The sequence below is a fragment of the Pedobacter sp. ASV28 genome (assembly GCF_016428855.1).
Classification (GTDB): domain Bacteria; phylum Bacteroidota; class Bacteroidia; order Sphingobacteriales; family Sphingobacteriaceae; genus Pedobacter.
This window is the reverse complement of sequence record NZ_JAELTN010000015.1, coordinates 14,589-32,380: the sequence shown is the minus strand read 5'-3', so window position 1 is coordinate 32,380 and position 17,792 is coordinate 14,589. Positions and strand designations below refer to the sequence as shown.

The window sequence follows — 17,792 nt, the reverse complement described above, 5'->3', positions numbered from 1 at the left end:
TGAAATGATCATCCACAGCTGTTTAACTATTCCAGATCTCCCAGGAACGTTCGGCTTGTAAATGTAACATTTCCAAACCATTTTTTATGGTGGCCCCTTGGGCCTTTGCCTTTGTTAAAAACAAGGTTTCTTCCGGATTATATACCATATCATAGACCAAGTGCTTTTCTGTTAGGTGCTGATATGGGATTGGAGGAAAGGAATCCAGGTTAGGAAACATTCCTAAAGGTGTGGTGTTGATCAGCAAGGTATAATCTTGTAACGCTTCCTTATTTACGCTAGAATAAAGTACCGTACCGGGCTGTACATTTCTAACCACAGACAAATATGGAATTTGTAATTGTTTCAACACATATTTTACCGCCTGCGCTGCCCCTCCATCACCAAAGATCAATGCTTTGGTATGGTGCGGTTTCAATAAAGGTTTAAGCGATTCGGCAAAACCATAAACATCTGTATTATGGCCTTTCAAATAAGGTTTCTTACCAGACTGGTCTATTGATATACAGTTAACTGCACCAATTTGCTCTGCGGCATCATCCAATTCGGTTAAATAAGCCATTATGCTTACCTTATGGGGAATAGTTACATTTAATCCGCATAGTGAAGCATCTGCCTCTATCAAATCAAGTATCTCGTTTGCCCTAGGTATGGGATGTAGTTCATATTTGCAGTCAGCAATTTTCTCTTCTTGAAATTTCTCCGTAAAAAATTTTTTAGAAAAGGAAGCCGAGAGCGGGAAACCTATCAAACCAAAAGTTCTCATATCATAAAGCATAATAATCCCATGTTTAATATGGGATTATAAAATAAAATATTGGGTTATTTTTTATTTAGGAAATAATCAAATGTATCGCCACGTAGGCCTAATCTTATCGTCTCTAATGGAATAACTTCCGAAGGTGCTATATTGCCCAGGTTTACGTTTGTACCTATCAACTTGATGAACCAAACCTGCTGTTCCTTCTGTGGAGCTTCCCAAATGATACGCTCATCAGGAATTTGGGTCAAAATCTCATCTACCAATCCTTCCCTCACCTCTCCGGTTCCACGATAGATACCCACATTTCCACCCTCCCTTGCTTCTGCAATCACTTTCCAAGAGCCGGCTTCAATTTCGGCTTTCATTAACTGGATCCATTTATAAGGTGCAAAAATCTTAGCTGCATCCTTTGAGCCCACTTCAGAAATTACCGTCACCTGTTCGGACAATTTGCTGATGTAAGCGCATTTTTCTTCATGGTCAATATCCATGGAGCCATCTGAAACTTCGGCATACTCCATACCAAATTCATCTAAAACACGTCGGTAGTCTTCAAATTGACCCCGAATGGTAAACGCTTCAAACAGTGTGCCACCAAAATATACAGGAATACCCGCACTACGGTATAACGCCAATTTTTCTTTTAGGCTTGGTGTCACATAAGATGTTGCCCAACCCAGTTTCACAATGTCGGTATGTACCCCTGCTACTTCTATAAAATCTTCAACTTGCCTTAAACTTAAGCCCTTGTCCATGACCATGGTTAATCCTTTTTGGCGTGGCTTAGTTGTGCGTTCAGGAATGTCGTTTAAATTATAATTCATCTAGTCTATTATTATGTTCCCATCGGTCAGATGGAGCCTTTGCTAAATAAGCTAATCATTAGATTAAACATAATGATTAGCTTATTTAACTCGGGTTCATATTTGCTGCAAAGTTAAAAAACTCTGCCTTTTTTTAAGACAATCCTCAATATTGTTTTGCCCTTATCTGATATATTTATTGATAATGTCGATAATTAGACCATTATTTTGCAGCTGGGGCAAATATTCGAACAAAATATAATGCTTGTCAGGATCCGTTACCAAAGCAGTTTCCAGATAGGCCACAGCTTCATTGGTTTGTCCAAGGGCAAATAAATAGGCCACCATTCGATAATAAAGTTCTGCGGCATCCGGATTATTCTTAATGGCTTCGGCCATGGTTTCCGAGGCCTCTAATAGTTTGCCCTGCTCATACAATACGGTCGAGAAGTCTAACCAAGCCTCCACATCCAATGGATTGAACTCTAAAACTTTATCATAAGCTTCTATAGATTCGTCAATTTGTCCCAACTTATAGTGTGCGTCGGCCATGGCAAACCAAAAATCGGCATTTTCGTCATCTAACTCCAGTGCCTTTTTATAGAAATGAATCGATTCAAAATATCGTTCCTCAAAATTCAGGGTAACCCCAATACCAAACCAGGCATCGGCCATCTTCGAATCCATCTTCACCGATTTTTTATAATACGACCTGGCCTCGCCCATTTGCTCTAGCTTTTCATAGCATTCGCCAATAGCACAATAAGTATCTGCATTGGGAGGTTCATATTCAAAAGTCTGCTTATAAACATTTATGGCCTCTTCGAACTTGTCCAATTGCACCAGCGCATTACCTTTATTGAAGTAGGCCGATGCAAAATTTTCCTTGATCAGGATGGCATAATCATAAGCGTCAATGGCTTTTTCAAACAAGTCCATTTTATGATAGGAATTGGCCAGGTTATACCAAGCTGCATAAGAATAGGGATCACTATCAATATACTCTTGATAAAACTGTATGCTTTCTTCCTGTTTATCTAAAATATCATAGCAGAAAGCCAGTTCGTAAAGCCCATCTTTGTTCTCCATATTTTGCTCCAAACTGCGCTTGATATAGACGATCGCACTTTCATAATCGTGCATATTCTGATAGACGTAGGCAATCTGCAATAGAATCTCGTCGGTTGTTTCAGCCAATGCCAAGGCCTTCTCGAAATTCTCCAAAGCTTCGTCATGTCGATCAAGGCTATGAAATATATTGCCCCTCAACACATAAATATCGGCTTCCGAGGGCTCCAGCATTTCAGCTTTTTCCAAAGAGGCAAAAGCCTTTTCTACCTGATTGGTAAACAATAATAATTGGGCCTGTTTGATCAAAAATACCGCAGCAAATGGATGCTGACTCAAAGCATAATCTACAACCTGTAATGCTTTAACCGGATCGTTCTTCTCAATATAATTGTCAATTATATATTCAAAAGCCTGCGCATCGAAAAAATACTGATCCTCGTTGCGGATCATCTCCTCATAACGTTCTACAGAATGTTGCGCATCTTCATTAAAATCAAATTCAAATTCTTCTTCCATGTTTTTGAATATTTAAAGAACAAATCCTGTTTATTGGTAATACAATATAAGTTTACGTTATTTATTAAAAAAGCTAATAAAATAATTATCAACATACCCACACCCGTAAGCTCAAATGTTTCTAAATAAAAGATTTAGGCAAATAGAAGTGTTAATGTATAACACATGGTTTAACGTAGTTAACGCCAACAGCGACATTCTTTAATTTATACAAAAATCGATATATTTAATTTAAAAAGCGTAAGATTTAGGTCATGAAACCTATACAAATGGTAAAATCAGCTCCTCAGCAGATCCATTGACCTCTTATACACCACTAAATATGCCCATGAAAAAAGTGCTTATCATTACAATCTGTTATATTTTACTAGGCCAGGCCCATGCTTTTCCCCAAAGCAGAGCCGAAAATGACATCAGAACAACCATTAATAATTTGTTCAATGGCATGAAGAACAATGACACCACCTTGATCAGGAAAGCCTTTGCCGACAAGAACATTATGCAGACCATTGTAAAAACCAAAGATGGAAAAGCAATATTGAAAACAGAAAGCCTCGATAATTTCATTAAAAGCATTTCACGCCCCCGTACCGAGAAATATGACGAACGTATCACATTTACGAAAATTCTGATCGATGACCATCTAGCCAGTGTATGGACCGATTATAAATTTTATGTAGACGATCAGTTTAGTCATTGTGGAGTGAATTCCTTTCAGCTTTTAAAAAGTGAAGATGGCTGGAAAATCATTTATCTAATTGATACCAGGAGAAAGGATAGCTGCAATTAAAATATTACGCCATTCTATCCCTTATTTTTTGTTGATTTGTAACTGTTCGTTTTAATTAAAAAAACATGATCATGAAGCCAGATATCAGTTCAATTTTAGCCCAACTAGGCATTGCAGGTTTTAACCCATCCTACAGTACAGGCAGCAAGTGGAGCCATGCGGCCGATGGCAGCCATATCCATAGCATCTCTCCCGTAGATGGTGAAAAGATTTCTTCTGTTTTTGCTGCATCGACCAAAGAATACGACCATGTAATAGCTACTGCACAGGAAGCTTATGCATATTGGAATAAGGTACCAGCCCCCAAACGCGGCGAAATCGTACGCCAGTTTGGCGAAGCACTGAGAAAGCATAAAAATGCACTGGGCACATTGGTTTCTTATGAGATGGGCAAAAGCCTACAGGAGGGGCTGGGAGAAGTACAGGAAATGATAGACATCTGTGATTTTGCCGTTGGTCTATCACGTCAGCTGTATGGCCTAACCATGCATAGCGAAAGGCCAAACCACCGCATGTACGAACAATGGCATCCTTTAGGCATTGTTGGCATTATTTCCGCCTTTAACTTTCCCGTGGCCGTTTGGAGCTGGAATGCGGCCTTGGCTTGGGTTTGCGGTAATGTATGCGTATGGAAACCATCGGAAAAAACACCGATCACCGCCATCGCCTGCCAAAGAATTATTGAACAGGTTTATGCCGATAATGATATTCCAGAAGGGGTTTCCAACCTTATCATAGGTGATAAGGAAATTGGACAATTCTTGAGTAGCGACCCCAGGATTGCCTTGGTTTCTGCCACCGGCTCTACCAAAATGGGAAAATCGGTAGCCATGGCAGTGGCCAATCGCTTGGGGAAGAGCATATTGGAATTAGGCGGAAACAATGCCATTATTATTTCAAAAGATGCCGACCTGGACATGTCATTAATCGGTGCTGTTTTTGGTGCGGTAGGCACAGCCGGACAACGTTGCACCAGCACCCGCCGCTTAATTATCCACGAAAGTGTATACGAAAATTTTAAGGCCAAGCTGGTTAAGGCCTATGGTCAGCTTCGCATAGGTAATCCCCTCGACCAAAACAACCATGTAGGGCCCTTAATTGATAAAGATGCTGTAGCCAGTTATTTAGATTCAATAGAAAAATGTAAGGCACAAGGCGGAAAATTTATAGTGGAGGGTGGTGTTTTAAGCGGAGGCGAATACAGCTCCGGCTGTTATGTTAAGCCTTGTATTGCCGAGGTAGAAAACCATTATGAAATTGTACAGCACGAAACTTTTGCCCCTATCCTATACTTGATCAAGTATAACGACCTTGAAGAAGCTATAGCCTTACAAAATAGTGTTCCCCAAGGTTTATCTTCGGCCATTATGACCTTAAATTTAAGAGAGGCCGAACTATTCCTTTCTGCACAAGGTTCTGATTGTGGTATTGCCAATGTGAACATTGGTACCTCAGGCGCCGAAATTGGCGGGGCCTTTGGCGGCGAAAAAGAAACTGGCGGCGGCAGGGAAAGTGGTTCCGATGCCTGGAAAGCTTATATGCGCAGGCAGACCAATACCATCAATTATTCCAATACCCTACCCTTGGCGCAGGGTATTAAATTTGATCTGTGAATAATTAGACTTGCGAAGTTTGTGGAAACTTCGCAAGTCTAATAGAATTTTTATTATTTATAGTGTTCGTAAAACTTGTTATCAAATAATTCGGTGGGATCGTATTTTAGTTTTAGTTGGAAAAAATTATCTGCTTGAGGGTAAGATTTCCTCATCTTGTTTCGATCAATGTGTAACCTGTAGGGCAAGTAAAATGTTCCCCCATTTTTTAACGCCTCATCTACAAGTTTGTTGGTCAGGTTTTTCATTTCTTCCTCTTGTTCATCAGTTTTCTTTTGGTTGAACAAGAATACAAACCCGAAAACATCTTCTCTTGCATAATTTAGATAGCTATCATGATCTCCCTTTACGCCTCTTATGGTTATATTTAACAGGTCTACTTTAGTCTTTTCCAATATTGGCTTTATGTGCTCTATGTATCGATTGAAATTTCTTTCAGGAATAAAATATTCTTGAAGTAGGTCTGTTGAGGAGTGGTCTTTATTTTCAATGAGCGAAACGTGACCATTCAAGAGTTCATTTCTTGAGTATATATCATTTCTAGAAACTTTATTCATTCCCATTTCCAAATCCCAACGAAGTCTCTTCCCGTACTCGCTATTAGCGCTTCCTCTAAAAACCAGTCTTTGTGCTGCTGTACTTTTTTGCTTTTTTAAATGAGGAACGGGAGCTTCTACTTTTTCAAAAAAATTGAGTGTCGCTTCTTCTAAAAAGTGCTTTTCGGATATGCGCAACCTTCCAAAAACAAGATTGATATTCGGTTTTTCAGTAATATATTTCTTGTAATAATCCACGTAGTCTCGAGGATTTAATTGAATGTAGTTATATTTCAAAGCTATATTAGCTACCACTTTTAGTTGGATATCTAAAATGATCCCGAACAAACCATAACCACCAATAACCAAATGAAAAAGTTCTGGGTGGTCTTCTCTGCTACAATTAATTATTTCTCCATTTGCAGTCATCAATGTAAATGAAAGCACACTTGACGAAATCGGCGGTAAGTCTTTTTGCCAACCATGGCCATTAACACTTATCGACCCCCCAACTGAAAATGAACTGAATGCCTGCATTATTGAGATAGATTTCCCGTATTTATCTAAATATCTTAGCGCATCTTCCCATAAAGCACCCGAGCCAACGGTTAGGACATTATTTATAGTATCGAGCTCCATTTGCTTATAAGCAAGCATATTTAGAACAATACCATTGGGATAGATGGTATGCCCTCCCATACTGTGCTTTGCTCCTGCAATTGAAATTTTCAGGTCATTTTCTTTCGCATATTTTAAAATGTTTTTGAGTTGAATCTCAATTTCCTTTTTGTTATTTGGAACTTCTATTATGGTATCAACCTTAGTTAAGTTCAATCCGCTAACGTCATTTGTGTAACCTTCGGGAATTGGGATGGTGATACCATCCTCACTCCACTTTGTTTTCAGAACATGAAAAATTGGAATAGAGAGAAAAATAATTACCGCTAAGATTCCTATCTTCAAAAGATATTTTTTATTCATTGACTATTTAATGTAAGTTTCAAAGGATTATCCATAATATTTTATATTTTCTGCTCACAGCTGTTTAACGATTCTTCTGCTTTGTTTCTAATATCTATAAGACCGTGTTTCAAACACTTTTCTAAAAATATATAGATGTAATTGTTTCAAAATATTCTGGACGACTTATGGTCTCATCATAAGGAAAATGATAATCATTAGGAAAAGAATGCCTCGCTTGAACAGCAACAAGCACTCCTTCACATATTGATTTTACTCGGGTTTAACAACGCATCTATAGCAAAGATCAAATAAGGCTATAGACTTTTTTCTATCTTCCTCATCATTATCAGCTAACAAAGCTCTTAAACTAACTTCCCTCAAATCAGGGTGTCCAAGATACGACCTAACCAACTGATAATTATTTAACCTTCACTTAGTCAACACTGCCAAAGGCCAGCACCTCATTAAAGTATTATACTTAACTAAGTCAGATCTTATTTATTTGGTTGAAGCTCGGTTATTGCTTTTATATCCAGATAACCCTTTACATTAGACGATCCATCTTGCAAAATACGAGATGAGCAAATTGCCAATATTAAATAGGAACCATAACTTAATTATTTAAAATTAGTGCGGCAGCGGCCGCATTAAAGCGGCTACATCACCTTTTCTGCATTTGTAATATAAATTTGTCTAGTTCCATACCATTAATATTCTTGATCTTAAAATAGGGCTTTTGCTGAAAAAGGATTTTATGTTTTAAAAAAGTATCTAAAGTGGCATTAACGATACCAATACCATCTATATATTGAAAACTTCCAAGCCCCATATTAAATTCGTGGAGATTTTTCAGATTTAATAGAGAGCTCATCACATCCTCGTTAGGATATTCCCAAAAAGAAAATATTGATTTATTAAGCGGTACCATTAAATCTATATTTGACAAATAAACTCGATCCACAATTTTTTCTAGCCACTTATGAGGAAGCTCTTTTTTACGAAATTCTTTTTCGATGTTGTCTATAGTTTTAAAATCGTAGGTTGCATTATTGGGATTAATTGCTAACGTTCCATTTCTAAATTCGTTTGGAAAATAAACAGGCTCATAACTGACAACAAAATATGTAATTAAAATAGGCGATTGAATCAAGTAAAAATCTTGCCCTCTTTTAACAATTAACCCATATTGTATTGTTTTTAACGGAGGCATGTATACCGTTCGTGGCAGGGTATGCTTATTTAAGTCTAATAATGATCGCCCTAGCAAAGTGTCTATTGTAATAACCTCAAGCTTTTCCAACTCTTGTGCCGAAAGTTTTCTAAAGCTTTTTCTTCGCTCAGTCTGGCCAATTGGAGCGGCAACAATGACTAAGTTGTTTAATAGCTTTTGAGATAAAATCGAAAGACTAGGAGACAAAGATTTCCAATTAAAACCTACCTGAGGAGAGAAAAACCAGTTATATAAAGTAATAGAAGTATCCCCAGAATCCAATTCAACGCTATTTAGTGATAATTTTAAGCCTTGCAATAATTCTCGGCTATTTGCCCCTTTTTGTTCTTCAAATACAATATACTCCTGAGAATAAACCGAAATAGAAATGGCTAATGATATTATAAAGATGCTTAATGTCTTCATGGGCAATTTGTTGGAAGTTTTTTGTTTGAGGCAACATTTTTAATGTTGCTATTGTAAAAAGTGTTAATCTGAGCGCTAATTAACCCATATTTTGTCAGTAGTATAACAGCTGGGCCTAGTTCTTGACAACTATAACACACTCCTGATCAGTGTTGAAAAAACAATCTCATAGAAGCCATTGTAGGTCAAGAATTAACTACTTTATATTATGTATTTCTATGAGAATAGGGTTCATAATCACAGCCTCCCAAAAATCATCCGCGACTTTCCTCTTTTTGGCTTTCCTATAAATTAGATTTCCCAAATCAACTTGACTTTCTGCTATGTTACTATACTTTGATGGGTTGTATAACGAATAAGCTGCATTAACGGCTGCATTAAAGCTAATTAGAGGGTTTCCTTCTCCATCTTTGTAAATCTTCTTTTCTGGAGAACTGCCATATATTAAAACAGGAATGATTAGCCTAATATTGCTTTTTGAGTTCATTAAAGACGAATAATCTATAGAGAATAATTTGTTGTATTCTGGGAAAAGAATAAAAGCAAGAGTATCATTTGCGGTTATGCGGGTAACCTTTGTATTGCCATTCTTCTTTGAGATGTTGAGCTCAAAATTAAAAGCGTAAATGGCGAGGCTGTCTTTGAGCATAGGCTTTGCATCAGCAAATAGCCGATACACCGCTAAGGTAGGAGGTTCAACTTTTTTGCTTTGTCCAAATGAGAATAGACAACCCAAAAGAAATAGAGAGAAAAGAGTAACTGTTTTCATAATTAATTAATTTTTTATGGACATTTAGTGCCAGTATAACCAAGGATAGTTGTGTTTTTCTCTTGTTGGTTTATAGCTGCTTGTTCTGGTGTTAAGGAGACAATTCCTCCTAATGCTAAAGCATGAGCTCTATCGGCATTGAAACTAGGATTATAAGCAAGTATTATATTTTTTAAACCATTTACAAAATTCGTATATCCCATAGACCAATGCTGAGGATCTTGTACACCGATTAGCCGGCCTCCATTTACATAAAGTCCTGCAAATTGATTGTTAAATTCTGTTTCACTAAGCTCTGCCTTTTTTAGGGCAAGATAAGCATGTATAGCTTCATGATAAATAGTAACTAATATATATTCTTTAGTCGCATTTTTTAAAATATCTGGATTTATACCAACACTTATGTTAAAATATAACTGATTATTATATGTAAATTTTGAATTTTGTCCTAATACACCATCCGTTGATGTACCTTGTAGCGAATAATTTGGTTCAATCGTTAAATTGATCCGATCATTCTTGTTAAAAGCATTTTTAATAAGATTTGATAAATCGGAATTCAAATTATTCATCTGAGTGATCAAATTCTTTGCACAAGGAAAGCTGTCAAGTTTGTGTTTAATATCTGTAATAGGAGTGGCAGAACCAGTACCCCCACCTCCTCCTCCATAGCCACCTGGAACATCACTAGGCACGTCTTCGGTTTCTTCTGAAATAACGCAACCTTCAACATAACTATACCCCATAGACTGCCATCTGCAGTCTGAATAACTGCCTACATATACACATACGTACATATAATGCTCTACCATTAGCGAATAGCAGTCCACATTGTCAGTTTGCTTTCCGTCTGCATATTGCTTCTGCTGGTATTGGTATTGTACTTCGGTGGTTGCAGTAAGTTTGTTTTTGATTTTACCATTATGGTATATCCAGCCATTGGATAATCCTCCGCCAAAATGATAGTAATAAATAGTTCCCGTAAAATCCCCCACATTTTTGTAATGCAACTTAGCAAAATCGCTCTCAGCCACATTTTCAGCAGTCATGTAACTGGCATATTGTATTTTATCTGATTTAACATCTTCAAAAATCAGTAATTTAATAATATGCTTTTTACTTTCTTTATCGAAGTTTGGTAATTCTTTTGAGGAGTTTCTCACCATCAACTTTTGTGGATTTTCAAGCTCCAATTCATACACATTTTGGTTTCCAACCTGCTTAACATAAACAGTTTCCCAATTAGGCTGTAATTGACTAAAAAGATTTTGTTCAGATACTACATGGTTAGCTTTATACCAAAGTTCGAGCTTATTTATTCGCAATTGATCTGGCGATCGTTCAGACTGATTTTCTTTTTTACATCCCCACCCAACAACAAGAAGAAGCAGGATAATGCTGGCTTTAAATAGATGATTTTTCATATTCCTAAAATTTATGTTTCAAAACTATAAAAGTTCGGCTCACCATTTTTTGACAAAAGTCAAAAGATGAAAAATGTTATTGTTGCTTTCTTATACGACTGAGTGTTTCTGCCGAAATGCCCAAATAAGAAGCGATATGACCTAAGGATACTCTTTGTAACAACTGGGGTTGTATGTTGAGCAACTGTTGATAGCGTTCCTTTGCCGAAAACATTCTTAGGGAATTTGCTTGGGCTTCATTACGCACATAATATAACTCTGTTAATCGTCTGCCAATGATATTAAACTCTAAAAAATTTTGATACAGCCAATCTAACTTTTCTTTCGTTAAAGTGATAAGGGTACAATTTTCCAAAGTTTCAATATACTCGAAACTTCGCTGCGAAGTAAAAAAGCTGTAAACAGAGATGACCAACTCATTCTCAAACAAAAACCATGTATTAGTTTCAGCGCCCGCTTTGTTCAGATAGAATATTCTTACCCCTCCCTTTATAATGAAGTAAATACTATCGCTTTTTTGGCCTTCGCTTAATAGCTTTTGTTTTTTAGGCACCTCTACCATCTTGCTGTTTTCCATAATGGCCTCTTGTAAAGAATTAGAGAGTGGCCCCATGAGAGAGAAAACTTTGAACAGCTGCTCATAGTAAGTTAATTTCTGCATACAACATCATTAATTACCGCCAAAATAAACAATTAGGAATAAAAAAAAGGGTATCCAATTGATTTGGATACCCTTTTACATTTATATAGAGCCCTATGAAGGGGACGAATTTTATTTAGCCAATAACTCATCGGCGGTGGCCAAGGTCTCCAAGGTTTGCGGAGCTACCTTTGCTTGTGAATATACCGGAGCAAGTGATTTCACATCTGAACAATCTGCTACAAATTGTCCCATGCTCATTTTTGCAGCGGAGCCCATTACCGCATAATGCTCGGCAGTTGAACCGCTTAATTTTAAACTTGCTGCATCTTTAACCGTAGTGTTTAAGCTTACGGTATTGGCATTGATATCTGCACTCGCTTTATCTTTCAACAACACATCCAAGCTTAAAAAGTTTACTTTCCCAACAGTTTTAACCGTTGCCTGATCTGCTGCTTCTATAGCAGACAGGTTGCGTACATACACCGTTACCGTTAGAGGTTCTTTTTCAAAAGAGCTGATGCGCAGCACGCCATCTTGTTGCTGTACCAAGGCATTTTTAGAATAGTAGCTGTCATACACCTTTACACTTTCTGTTGGTGCCTGTACCACGAACACCTCCACATTACCATTGACTACAATCTTGTTAATGTTTTTCACGGCTGCCAAGATGGTTACTTTTTGGTTTGTACTAATGTCCTTAACACTTTCTTTTACCTCTGCAGCAAATGCAGAACCTGTAAATACAACCATTGTTAATGCTACTGCGAATAAATTTTTAATAGAAGTTTTCATAACCTTAATATTTTTATCTTTTTGATTTTCTGTTTATTGCCATCCTTTTTGGAAAGCTTTCGAGAATAAGACTGCACTAAGCGGAAAAGGTTGCATCAAGTTTTCGGGTTTTATACCACAACCAACTAACTCTAGACGAACGCCTGTAAATTTTCGACGAACAGCCTACTTATTTTTTAAGGAATTTTCAAAAAAACAGCTACATGGGGTTTGAAAAAACAACTATTTAATGTAAGTTTAAAATTTTTTAGCAGCTTACCTTTTAATTGTTTTAGCCCTAAGTAAATGTTACGTGTAAATAGTTCAGTTCCATGTCAGATTGTTTATTCATTGTGCAAACATGATTATCTGGGCTATTTGATTGAACCACACATTGTACAATTAAACCCTCAGGGCGATTTCTCCCTAACCTACCAGCGTTTATTTACCCATACCGCACAAGAGTTTGCCAAGCATTTAAGTGATATAGACTTTAAGCTGATCAAAATCCTCGATGAAACCGAACAGGATTATATCATCAAGAAGTACCATAAAAAGGCAATTAGGCCATTTGAATTTTTCAGCAAGTTCTACAATGATAAGTTTTACGATAGTGTCCGCCCTAAAATAGAAAGGAAGCTGGCCGAGGTTTTGGAAATACTAAAAACAAAAGACAGCTTATACCTGATGGATAAGGATGGCTGGCCGGCAGAGCGAAAGATCGACCTGGCTACCGAAGCTGCTACCATTCTATTCCATTTTAGGAGGAACGAAACAGAAACCCGCTATTTTCCTACCATTAAATATCAGGGCCTACGTATCGATTTTATGTTCAAGGATGCACAGGTTATCTGTAACCAGCCCGCATGGTTGTTACTCAACGATGTGCTTTATTTTTTTGAGCAGGATTTTGAAGGAAAGAAACTAACTCCGTTCCTTAACAAACGTTATATTACCATTCCAAAATCAACAGAGGAAACTTATTTCGAAAAGTTTGTTGCCCCGCTCATCGAAAAATATCATGTTTATGCCGAAGGCTTTGAGATCAAAACCGAAAAGCATGAGCCACAAGCGGTGATCAAAGTCATTTATGTAGACGGCGGTGTATCCCAAATTCAACTCTATTTCAAATATGGCAAATATAACTTTGCAATGGGCAACGAACACAAAGTGACCGTTAGGCTGAGCAAGGATGGGGATAATTATACTTTTACGCGTATTAAACGCAATATTGATTGGGAAAAGCAACAATTTACCTTTCTTACCGAATTAGGGTTGAAAAAGGTGAGCGCACTATTTCATCATTTGGAGCTGCCCAACCTTAACGAGAACCACAACGCCTCCTATGCAATCATTACCTGGGTCAACGAAAACATTGAAACTTTAACAGCCCAGGGATTCGAGATAGAACAGGCCAGTACAGGCAAACGCTTTGTATTGGGCGCAAATAAAATAGATTTTGAAATTAAGGAAGATAATGATTGGTTCGACATTAACGCCATAGTGTATTTTGGGATCCATCCCATTCCCTTTATTTCCCTTAAACAACATATTTTACACAAAAAAAGAGAGTTTATACTGCCTGATGGCGAAATTGCCATCATTCCTGAAAAATGGTTTACACAGTACAGTAGTTTATTCAGCTTGTCAGATGGAGGAAAAAACCTTAAGCTCAAGAAGCATCATATAGGGCTGATCAACGATTTAGCTGAAGATAGCATTACCAATGTAACCTTGGACCGTAAGCTACAAAAGCTGAACGATTTCGAGGAAATTTCTGACTTCTCCATGCCGGTAAATTTTAAGGGCGAACTGCGCCATTACCAAAAGGCAGGCTACAATTGGTTCAGTTTTCTGAGGGAATATAATTTTGGCGGATGTTTGGCCGATGATATGGGTTTGGGAAAGACCATACAAACGTTGGCCATGCTGCAGAAGTTAAAAGAAGAAGACCAGCAGTCGGCTACACACAGTACTTCTTTGATCATTATGCCAACCTCTTTAATCTATAACTGGCTTAACGAAGCGAAGAAATTCACCCCTACCTTAAAAATATTATCCCATACGGGAACCAATAGGAATAAGGAGGTCAGTCATTTCGATAATTTTGATGTGGTCATTACCACTTATGGCATCACTCGGGTGGATTCAGAAATTTTACAGGGCTTTTATTTTAATTATATCATTTTAGACGAGAGCCAGAACATCAAAAATCCTTCCTCAAAATCGTTCAAAGCCGTACGTATGCTGAAATCAAGGCATAAGCTGGTATTGAGTGGAACGCCTATCGAAAATTCGGTAAGTGATCTTTGGACACAGCTTACTTTTCTCAATCCCGGCTTATTGGGTACACAATCTTTCTTTAATGAAGAATATGTGCAGGCCATAGAAAAACGCAAGGACGAAGATAAAGCCAGGAAATTACAGGCCATTATTAAACCCTTTGTATTGCGCCGTACCAAAGAACAGGTTGCTGCAGAACTGCCACCCAAAACCGAACATATCTTTTACTGTGATATGAGCGAAGATCAAGCGGCTTATTATGAAAAAACCAAATCGGCCTATCGTAATGATCTTTTAAGCAGTATGGACAATGGCACCTACGCCCAAAAACAAATTCAGATCTTACAGGGCCTAACGGCGCTCAGACAGTTGGCCAACCACCCCGTCATGATCGATGAAGAATATCGATCCGATTCGGGCAAATTTGAAAATGTAATGCACACCCTTGATAATGTGCTCAAAGGTGGGCATAAGGTCTTGATATTTTCACAGTTTGTAAAACACCTTGATATTTTTAGAAAGCACCTGGAGAAAGAATCGATCCACTATGCCTATTTAGACGGGAGTACTCGAAACCGGGGTGAAATTGTATCAGAATTTCAACAAAATGAAGATTTAAGGGTTTTCCTTATCTCTATAAAGGCGGGTGGTGTAGGCTTAAACCTAACCCAGGCCGATTATGTATTTATATTAGACCCCTGGTGGAATCCTGCCATTGAACAACAGGCCATAGACCGTACACACCGTATCGGTCAAGATAAAAAAGTGTTCATCTATAAATTTATCTCAAAAGATACCGTAGAAGAAAAGATACTGGCCCTACAACGACGTAAAAAATCATTGGCAAGTTCTTTGATCACCACAGAAGAAAGTTTCTTCAAATCCCTTAGCAAGGATGACATTAGGGATTTATTAAACTAAAGCCATGCCTGAAACCTTAAAAAGCCATATCAGCAAGTTTATAGAAATCAGCGAGGAAGAATTCGCGGCAATTTCCGGCTTTTTTCAAATCATAAACCCTCATAAGAAAGAAACGCTTCTCATGGCCGGAGAAGTTTGCAGATTTAATTATTTTGTGGTAAGTGGTTGCCTACGCCTGTTTTTCATCGACAATAAGGGCACGGAAAAGACGGTGCAATTTGCGATTGAAAACTGGTGGTTAGCAGATTATTTTTCCTTTCAGGCAAGAAAAAGTGCTGAATTTGGCATACAAGCAGTCGAAAAATCGCAGGTACTGGCCATTGATTACTTTGCACAGGAAAAAATGCTGGCACAGTTTCCCAAAATGGAACGTTATTTTAGATTGGTGCATCAAAGGGCACATGCCGCGTCACAGCTCAGAACCAAGTATTTCTATGACTTTTCACGAGAAGATCTTTATCACCACTTTAGCAACAGCTTTCCTGAATTCATACAACGCATCCCCCAATATTTATTGGCCTCTTACCTAGATATTACCCCAGAATACCTGAGCGAGCTTAGGGCTAAAAATATTTCTTAAACCAGTTTAAGTTTTTTTATCCTTTCTATATCGAACTTCGATGTGTTGTTACAACAATGCACAGAACAGGGATTTGCCCAAACCATAACCTTGTTCTACAAATCAATTTAAAAAATGGAAAAAAGAATTAACATCGCAGAAACAGAACCGGCAGGGTATAAGGCCATGTATGCCCTAACAAATTATTTGGCCAGCAGCCAGCTTTCCAAAACCCATATGGAACTTTTAAAAATTAGGGCTTCACAAATCAATGGATGCGCCTTTTGCCTAGATATGCATACCAAGGATGCCCTTAAAAATGGGGAGACCAACCAGCGTATCTTTCTTTTAAATGCATGGAGGGAAACAAACTTGTTTACAGAAGAGGAAAAGGTAATCTTAGCCATTACAGAAGAAGTTACCCTGATCCACCAAAAAGGCCTGACCGAAGAAACTTACCTTAAAGCCGAAAAATTATTTGACAAAAACTACATTTCTCAATTAATCATGGCCGTTGTCACCATCAATGCATGGAATAGGATTGCCATCAGTACACAATTAGAAATTCCGGCATAAATTAACAGATCCAATAGCGACCAAGTAAGCCTTCTTCGCCTAAAACGATAAGAGGGCTTATTTTGAAGCTTGCTATGCCTCACTGAAAAAGCCCATATAAGTTTCCCTACTGATCATTTCTGCACCTAAACTGAATAAATGTTCATTGGGCAACTGGCAATCTATGAGTTTGAATTCAAATTGCTGACATAAATAAATGAGCGCCACTTTCGAGGCATTGCTTACCAGACTAAACATGCTCTCGCCACAGAACACTTTGCCTATGGCCATACCATAAAGTCCCCCCACCAAATGCTCATTCTGCCATACTTCAATACTGTGTGCCCATCCCAGCTCATGTAAACGAGTATAGGCTGCCTGCATTTCTTGGGTAATCCAAGTTCCAGGCTGGTTCTTACGAGGGGCTTCTGCACAGTTGGCAATTACTTTTTCAAAAGCCCCATCAGTGGTCACTTTAAAGGTATTATTGCGCATCACCTGCGCCATGCTTTTGCTCATCTTTATCCTATCGGGATAAATTACACATCGTTCATGTGGAGAGTACCAAAGGATTGGATCATCTTCGCTGTACCATGGGAAAATACCATGCTCATAAGCTAAGATCAGTCGTTCGGCACTTAGGTCGCCACCAACCGCCAACAAACCGTCTTCATCGGCCAATGAAGGATTGGGAAAAACAATTTCATCGGTAGGCAACCTAAAAACCATTTTCAAAAATAGTGAATAGCTTTAAAGGTTGCCTTAAAAATTAATTTTTACGTTTCAGAATGTAATACTTGGTTACATTATCTTCTCTGGACGATACGGTATGTGCTTGTAAAAGCTCGTATCCATAAGCCTTCATTTTGTTGATAAAGTCCACGGCAGAGTTGAATTCCATATTTTTGCCGCGCTCATCCTTAACGATTGCCGCCTGTCTGTCGTCGTGTACTTTCTGACCATATTCCAGCCAAATGAGCATCTTACCTCCAAAAGATTGCTTAAAAGCATGAAACTCAATATACTCTTCTTTAAGATCGGCAAGGTTAACACCGTTGATGGTTTGAGCAGATGCCTTGCCAAAGGCAAAGCAGGCAAACATTGTTGCCAATAAAATGGTTCTTTTCATTGTTTAGGTTTTTTGTGTGTATTTCAACACAAGCATTAACAATGCCA

Annotated in this window: 16 protein-coding genes; 5 read left to right on the top strand and 11 right to left on the bottom strand. The window is 38.0% G+C overall.

Annotated features, from left to right (window positions below; all coding sequences use genetic code 11):
- Positions 1-22: 22 nt before the first annotated feature.
- The 3 genes from JHD79_RS07460 to JHD79_RS07450 form a co-directional block, all read right to left on the bottom strand.
- Complete coding sequence (locus tag JHD79_RS07460) at positions 23-766, bottom strand: shikimate dehydrogenase (RefSeq protein ID WP_199118592.1); 744 nt, start codon at positions 764-766, stop codon at positions 23-25.
- Positions 767-822: 56 nt separating this feature from the next.
- Entirely contained in the window at positions 823-1,587 is a 765-nt protein-coding gene (locus JHD79_RS07455) for a phosphosulfolactate synthase (protein WP_199118591.1), read from the bottom strand.
- Positions 1,588-1,749: 162 nt separating this feature from the next.
- A complete protein-coding gene (locus JHD79_RS07450; protein ID WP_199118590.1) occupies positions 1,750-3,153 on the bottom strand; it encodes a lipopolysaccharide assembly protein LapB in 1,404 nt (467 codons plus the stop codon).
- A gap of 328 nt (positions 3,154-3,481) precedes the next feature.
- Between JHD79_RS07450 and JHD79_RS07445 the strand changes: the two genes are divergently transcribed.
- Together JHD79_RS07445 and JHD79_RS07440 are read left to right on the top strand one after the other, a co-directional pair.
- Complete coding sequence (locus JHD79_RS07445; RefSeq protein ID WP_199118589.1) at positions 3,482-3,943, top strand: nuclear transport factor 2 family protein; 462 nt, start codon at positions 3,482-3,484, stop codon at positions 3,941-3,943.
- Positions 3,944-4,014: 71 nt separating this feature from the next.
- The gene (locus JHD79_RS07440; RefSeq protein ID WP_199118588.1) at positions 4,015-5,556 is read left to right on the top strand and encodes an aldehyde dehydrogenase family protein; all 1,542 of its coding nucleotides are present in this window, start codon (positions 4,015-4,017) and stop codon (positions 5,554-5,556) included.
- A gap of 53 nt (positions 5,557-5,609) precedes the next feature.
- On the opposite strand, the gene JHD79_RS07435 is transcribed toward JHD79_RS07440, so the two are convergent.
- The 6 genes from JHD79_RS07435 to JHD79_RS07410 form a co-directional block, all read right to left on the bottom strand.
- Positions 5,610-7,073 (bottom strand): FAD-binding oxidoreductase, encoded by a 1,464-nt coding sequence (locus tag JHD79_RS07435; RefSeq protein ID WP_199118587.1) that lies wholly within the window; start codon positions 7,071-7,073, stop codon positions 5,610-5,612.
- Between the two features lie 643 nt (positions 7,074-7,716).
- On the bottom strand, positions 7,717-8,691 hold the full coding sequence (locus JHD79_RS07430; RefSeq protein ID WP_199118586.1) for a hypothetical protein: 975 nt from the start codon (positions 8,689-8,691) through the stop codon (positions 7,717-7,719).
- A 196-nt stretch (positions 8,692-8,887) separates the two neighbouring features.
- Positions 8,888-9,460, bottom strand: coding sequence for a hypothetical protein (locus JHD79_RS07425; protein ID WP_199118585.1), 573 nt, complete (start codon positions 9,458-9,460; stop codon positions 8,888-8,890).
- 14 nt (positions 9,461-9,474) lie between these two features.
- A complete protein-coding gene (locus JHD79_RS07420; RefSeq protein WP_199118584.1) occupies positions 9,475-10,884 on the bottom strand; it encodes a hypothetical protein in 1,410 nt (469 codons plus the stop codon).
- A gap of 76 nt (positions 10,885-10,960) precedes the next feature.
- Positions 10,961-11,545 carry a Crp/Fnr family transcriptional regulator gene (locus JHD79_RS07415; RefSeq protein ID WP_199118583.1) on the bottom strand — a complete coding sequence of 195 codons (585 nt, stop codon included), beginning with the start codon at positions 11,543-11,545 and terminating at the stop codon, positions 10,961-10,963.
- Positions 11,546-11,656: 111 nt separating this feature from the next.
- Positions 11,657-12,319: a GIN domain-containing protein gene (locus JHD79_RS07410; protein ID WP_199118582.1), complete on the bottom strand. Its 663-nt coding sequence runs from the start codon at positions 12,317-12,319 to the stop codon at positions 11,657-11,659.
- Between the two features lie 285 nt (positions 12,320-12,604).
- Here JHD79_RS07410 and JHD79_RS07405 point away from each other — a divergent pair, with 285 nt between their 5' ends.
- The 3 genes from JHD79_RS07405 (at position 12,605) to JHD79_RS07395 (ending at position 16,637) form a co-directional block, all read left to right on the top strand.
- Positions 12,605-15,502: a DEAD/DEAH box helicase gene (locus JHD79_RS07405; RefSeq protein ID WP_199118581.1), complete on the top strand. Its 2,898-nt coding sequence runs from the start codon at positions 12,605-12,607 to the stop codon at positions 15,500-15,502.
- Positions 15,503-15,506: 4 nt separating this feature from the next.
- Entirely contained in the window at positions 15,507-16,082 is a 576-nt protein-coding gene (locus JHD79_RS07400) for a Crp/Fnr family transcriptional regulator (protein ID WP_199118580.1), read from the top strand.
- Between the two features lie 114 nt (positions 16,083-16,196).
- Positions 16,197-16,637, top strand: a complete 441-nt coding sequence (locus tag JHD79_RS07395; protein WP_199118579.1) for a carboxymuconolactone decarboxylase family protein — start codon at positions 16,197-16,199, stop codon at positions 16,635-16,637.
- Positions 16,638-16,709: 72 nt separating this feature from the next.
- Here the strand turns inward: JHD79_RS07395 and aat are convergent, their stop codons facing one another.
- The gene (aat, locus tag JHD79_RS07390) at positions 16,710-17,345 is read right to left on the bottom strand and encodes a leucyl/phenylalanyl-tRNA--protein transferase (RefSeq protein ID WP_199118636.1); all 636 of its coding nucleotides are present in this window, start codon (positions 17,343-17,345) and stop codon (positions 16,710-16,712) included.
- 40 nt (positions 17,346-17,385) lie between these two features.
- Positions 17,386-17,745 carry a hypothetical protein gene (locus JHD79_RS07385; protein WP_199118578.1) on the bottom strand — a complete coding sequence of 120 codons (360 nt, stop codon included), beginning with the start codon at positions 17,743-17,745 and terminating at the stop codon, positions 17,386-17,388.
- Between the last annotated feature and the right edge of the window lie 47 nt (positions 17,746-17,792).

Coding starts and splice junctions, on each gene's coding strand:
- JHD79_RS07460 (WP_199118592.1), bottom strand. CDS start 766: ATGAGAACTTTTGGTTTGATAGGTTTCCCGCTCTCGGCTTCCTTTTCT.
- JHD79_RS07455 (WP_199118591.1), bottom strand. CDS start 1,587: ATGAATTATAATTTAAACGACATTCCTGAACGCACAACTAAGCCACGC.
- JHD79_RS07450 (WP_199118590.1), bottom strand. CDS start 3,153: ATGGAAGAAGAATTTGAATTTGATTTTAATGAAGATGCGCAACATTCT.
- JHD79_RS07445 (WP_199118589.1), top strand. CDS start 3,482: ATGAAAAAAGTGCTTATCATTACAATCTGTTATATTTTACTAGGCCAG.
- JHD79_RS07440 (WP_199118588.1), top strand. CDS start 4,015: ATGAAGCCAGATATCAGTTCAATTTTAGCCCAACTAGGCATTGCAGGT.
- JHD79_RS07435 (WP_199118587.1), bottom strand. CDS start 7,073: ATGAATAAAAAATATCTTTTGAAGATAGGAATCTTAGCGGTAATTATT.
- JHD79_RS07430 (WP_199118586.1), bottom strand. CDS start 8,691: ATGAAGACATTAAGCATCTTTATAATATCATTAGCCATTTCTATTTCG.
- JHD79_RS07425 (WP_199118585.1), bottom strand. CDS start 9,460: ATGAAAACAGTTACTCTTTTCTCTCTATTTCTTTTGGGTTGTCTATTC.
- JHD79_RS07420 (WP_199118584.1), bottom strand. CDS start 10,884: ATGAAAAATCATCTATTTAAAGCCAGCATTATCCTGCTTCTTCTTGTT.
- JHD79_RS07415 (WP_199118583.1), bottom strand. CDS start 11,545: ATGCAGAAATTAACTTACTATGAGCAGCTGTTCAAAGTTTTCTCTCTC.
- JHD79_RS07410 (WP_199118582.1), bottom strand. CDS start 12,319: ATGAAAACTTCTATTAAAAATTTATTCGCAGTAGCATTAACAATGGTT.
- JHD79_RS07405 (WP_199118581.1), top strand. CDS start 12,605: ATGTTACGTGTAAATAGTTCAGTTCCATGTCAGATTGTTTATTCATTG.
- JHD79_RS07400 (WP_199118580.1), top strand. CDS start 15,507: ATGCCTGAAACCTTAAAAAGCCATATCAGCAAGTTTATAGAAATCAGC.
- JHD79_RS07395 (WP_199118579.1), top strand. CDS start 16,197: ATGGAAAAAAGAATTAACATCGCAGAAACAGAACCGGCAGGGTATAAG.
- aat (WP_199118636.1), bottom strand. CDS start 17,345: ATGGTTTTTAGGTTGCCTACCGATGAAATTGTTTTTCCCAATCCTTCA.
- JHD79_RS07385 (WP_199118578.1), bottom strand. CDS start 17,745: ATGAAAAGAACCATTTTATTGGCAACAATGTTTGCCTGCTTTGCCTTT.